Source organism: Pedobacter sp. (genome assembly GCF_045628745.1).
In the GTDB taxonomy this organism is placed as follows: Bacteria; Bacteroidota; Bacteroidia; order Sphingobacteriales; family Sphingobacteriaceae; genus Pedobacter.
In genome coordinates, this window is sequence record NZ_JAZQPU010000304.1 from 1 (window position 1) to 3,969 (window position 3,969).

Annotated in this window: 2 protein-coding genes; both read right to left on the reverse strand. The window is 40.7% G+C overall.

Features of this window, described 5'->3' with window-relative positions; all coding sequences use genetic code 11:
- On the reverse strand, positions 1–1,815 hold a 1,815-nt coding region (locus ACR2F7_RS11170), incomplete at its 3' end, for a SusC/RagA family TonB-linked outer membrane protein (RefSeq protein WP_432713645.1).
- Positions 1,816–1,829: 14 nt separating this feature from the next.
- Positions 1,830–3,969 (reverse strand): zinc-dependent metalloprotease (locus tag ACR2F7_RS11175; protein WP_432713646.1); only part of this gene is annotated, 2,140 nt, incomplete at its 5' end.

The window sequence follows — 3,969 nt, forward strand, 5'->3', positions numbered from 1 at the left end:
ATTAAAGCCAAAACCTTTGGTAAAAATATTTTCATTGTTATTTCTTCTGAATTCTGACCCAGCCAAAGCTTCAATTTCATGCTTCTCATTGAACACTTTTTTGTATTCCAATAAAGTTTTCCAGTTGTACTGGAATAAAGAAGTTTGTTGGTTCTGAATGATGCCACCTTCTGGTAAAAAGTATTCGTAATTTTTACTTGTAGAATTGTAATACCTGGTACTTTCTTTCATTTTTCTGGCGAAATATGAAGTTACACCGGCATACTTTTCAACTCCGGTATCTTCAAACTGCAAACCAAATTCAGAGTGTAGTTTAAGGTTTTTGATGATCTGGTAATCAGCATCAATTATACTTTTTATGCTTTTGTTGCCAAGGGTATAGCGTGTATTTTGACGCTCTTCGATGATGTTGAAAGGAATATAAACATCACCAGATAAATTACTGGTACCGAAAATATCCTGGTCGTATACAAAGTTTCCATTGGCATCTCTCACCGTTTGGTAAGGGTTTACATTTCTGGAATATCTCGAAGGACTGGTAAAGGCATCAACTTCTGTAAGGTAGTTTTCTCGGTCAGATTTGGAAGCAAAAATAGCTACCCCAGCCCTCAGCTTTTTAGACAAGTTAAAATCCGTCTTTAAAGTCATGTTAAAACGCTCAAAACCCGTCCCTATCGTAGAACCCTTTTCATTATAATAACCACCAGAAAAATAATAAGTAGCCTGATCATTACCACCAGAAAGACTTAAACTGTATTGTTGGTTAAGGGCAGTCTGGTACAATTCATCATTCCAGTTGGTATTATTTTGTCTTAAGCCATTTATGGCATCCTGCGTTGCTGAATTTAAGCCCGAAAAGCCATTCTGTCTGAAATTGTTCAGCTGGTTATTCTGGTTTAAAATACGGGTAACACCACCCTGGTTATCGCGGTAAGTTAAATCAGCTCTTGAAGCAAGACCTAATTCAAAGTCCACTTTTTCCGTGGCGTTCATCAGGTTCAATTTACCCAGATCAGGTTTTGATGCCACAAAGGTATTGGCATTGAAGCTAATGGACACAGGGCCTTTTTTACCTTTTTTTGTCGTAATTACAATAACGCCATTTGATGCTCTGGCACCGTAAATTGCCGTTGCCGCAGCATCTTTAAGGATGGTGATATCGGCGATATCATCTGGATTTAAACCTGCAATAGGCAGATTCCTCAACTCATCGATATTATCTTTATCGTATAAGTTAGGCATCGTTGTTCCTTCTAATGGAATACCATCTAATACCCATAAAGGATCCTGGTTGCCATTTAAAGAAACCGTACCACGAATGCGGATTTTTGGTGCCGCTGAAGGACCTCCGTTTAAGGAGCCAACCGATACACCGGCAACCTGACCTTCCAGCATCTGGTCAACACCAGACACACCCGTTTGTCTTAACTTTTGATAGTCTATAACAGCGGCAGCCGTAGTATTTTTACGCTTAGAAATGCTGGTATATCCGTTAACGATCACCTCACCTAAGTTGTTATCACTGCTGGTTAAGGTTACTTCAACATTCTTTTTGTTAATGATATTTACCAATAGCGCATTATAGCCCATATAGCTTACCCTGATAAATTTGGTATCCTCAGGAACTTTAAGGGTAAATTGACCAACACTATCCGTTACAGTGCCAATAGCAGAATTATCTACATATACAGAAGCCCCTGGAATGGTCCAGCCTTCTGGTCCCCGCACCCTACCGGTGATAGTGGTTTTTTGCTGCCCGAAACTTGAAAAACTCAGTCCAAACAAAAGTAAAATTAAAAGTAGTTGTTTATTCATATTTATATAGTTTATTAGTTAATTTGAAGACTCTGACGGATTCTCAATATTAAATCGAGGTAATGATTTCTGGTTGCCACATCTTGGTGGTTTCTGTTTTTCTGCAGGATGGAAAGAATTTGCAAGAGCTCACCACGTTTTGTGGCTACTAGATCTGCTGTTCGCACCATGGAGTTAACGTAGATATTACGTAAGCCTACCGCTGGCAAGTAGACTGCCTTTTCCTGATCCACCCCCAGGTTACAAATAGCAGGCACATTTAAAGCTGGTGACGGTGTTAACGATTTTTTGGTGATCTTCTCTAAGGTTTTATCAGTGCTCACCATTAAAACATCAATGTAGTTTTGCTGTAACATGCGCTCGGTGATAGAAAGGGCTTTACCTTTTAAGGTGTTCTGAAAAATAGCACTTCTGCTTTCCTTAAATAATTCAGTAGCAGTAAATACATTCTTCGCTCCATACATTACTTCCATTTCCAACATCCTTAACAAACGGTCATCCTGAAATAAACTGTACAGCAGGCCATATTGAAATTCTCTTCTTAGCGTATAAGGCCCATATTCATAGGGACCAAATGGTGTGTCTTTAATAGGAAAGGTCTTAGCCAGCAATTGCTCATTGAACAACCATTCGGGCATATGAAAGACCTGCTCTTTCAGATAGGCTAAAGCATTTTTCTGAATGGCCACCGGCACTGGCGTATAGCTGTTCTTCGTATCCCCCCCTACAGGATTTTCAAGGTAATAACCACCAACATTTGCGGTTACCTGTGTGGCATAAGTTTGCCATTGGTATAAAGCGGCCATATAGAGTTTTCCCGCTTCATAGAAATCTTCACCAGCAGGCGCTGACCAATTCAAGATTTGAGGAATCATCCTTTTCAAATTGGCCAGACCATACCGGCTAGCTTTAACAGCATCATCACCTAAATCTTCCGACTGCGACCTTGGGTCAATGATATTCATGGAATTTTGTTGTTCTCCATATCTATATAAAGGGTCATTGCCATGTATTTTAATCCATTTTCCAAGGGTATCAAGTTCCTGATGCGGGTCATTAACCGGCAACCATCTGTAGGCCCATGAAATGGCATATTTATCGTAAATTCCTATCTGCGGTGTAATGTTGGTTACCTTGTCTTCTGGTTGTGCTACATAATTAAAACGCGCGTAATCCATAATAGATGATGCCGTACCGCCCATTTTATTTGTAAAGGATGGAGATCGTAAAGAATCTACAGGGTAAGCTGCAGAAGCACCCATGTTATGCTTTAAACCCAGCGTATGACCAATTTCATGTGAGGAGACAAAGCGAATGGCATGGCCCATTTTATCGTCCGATAGCTTGTTAGACCTTGAATCTACATCAATAACACCTGTTTGCACGCGCATCCAGGTTTGAACTGCCGACATTACATTGTGCCACCAGACCACATCTGCTTCCAGTATTTCGCCACTACGTGGGTCAATAACAGAGGGACCCATGGCATTGGCCTTTGGAGAAGCCGCATAAGTGATTTCAGAATAACGTACATCATCACCATCATAATCTGCCGTATCAGTCACTTCTTTTGCAACGATAGCATTCTTAAAACCAGCAGCCTCAAAAGCTTTTTGCCAGTCATGCACCCCTGCAATAATTTGTTTCCGCCATTGTACAGGCGTTGCAGGGTCAATATAAAAAACGATAGGCTTTACCGGTTCTACAAGCTCACCTTTCAGGTAGCGTTCCCGATCTTCAGCTTTAGGTTCCATTCTCCAGCGCGTTACCAATTCACGGGTTTCCATTTTATGCTGTGCGTCAGAAAAATACCAGCGTGGCGTGCTGAATAAGCCTACTCTTTTATCGGCAAATCTGGGTGTCATAGGCTTTTCCGGCAATAAAAGCAGGTTTGTTGTTGCTGTAAGGCTAATAGGAATGCTATTTTGACCTTCAGTAACCCGGGTGCTTAATAAACTGCGGGCTACAATATTCTGCGGGAAGCTTTTGATATGTTCTATGGAAGAAAACGAGGCTTTAGGAGAAGTACCCAAGCCTATATCGGTAAAGACGTCGTTAAAGCTTTTCTCTGTTCCATCAAATACTTTCTTTACGTTGATCACCACTGCTGAAGAGTCAGGAGAATAAGCTTCAATTTTAAAAGTTTCTATCACC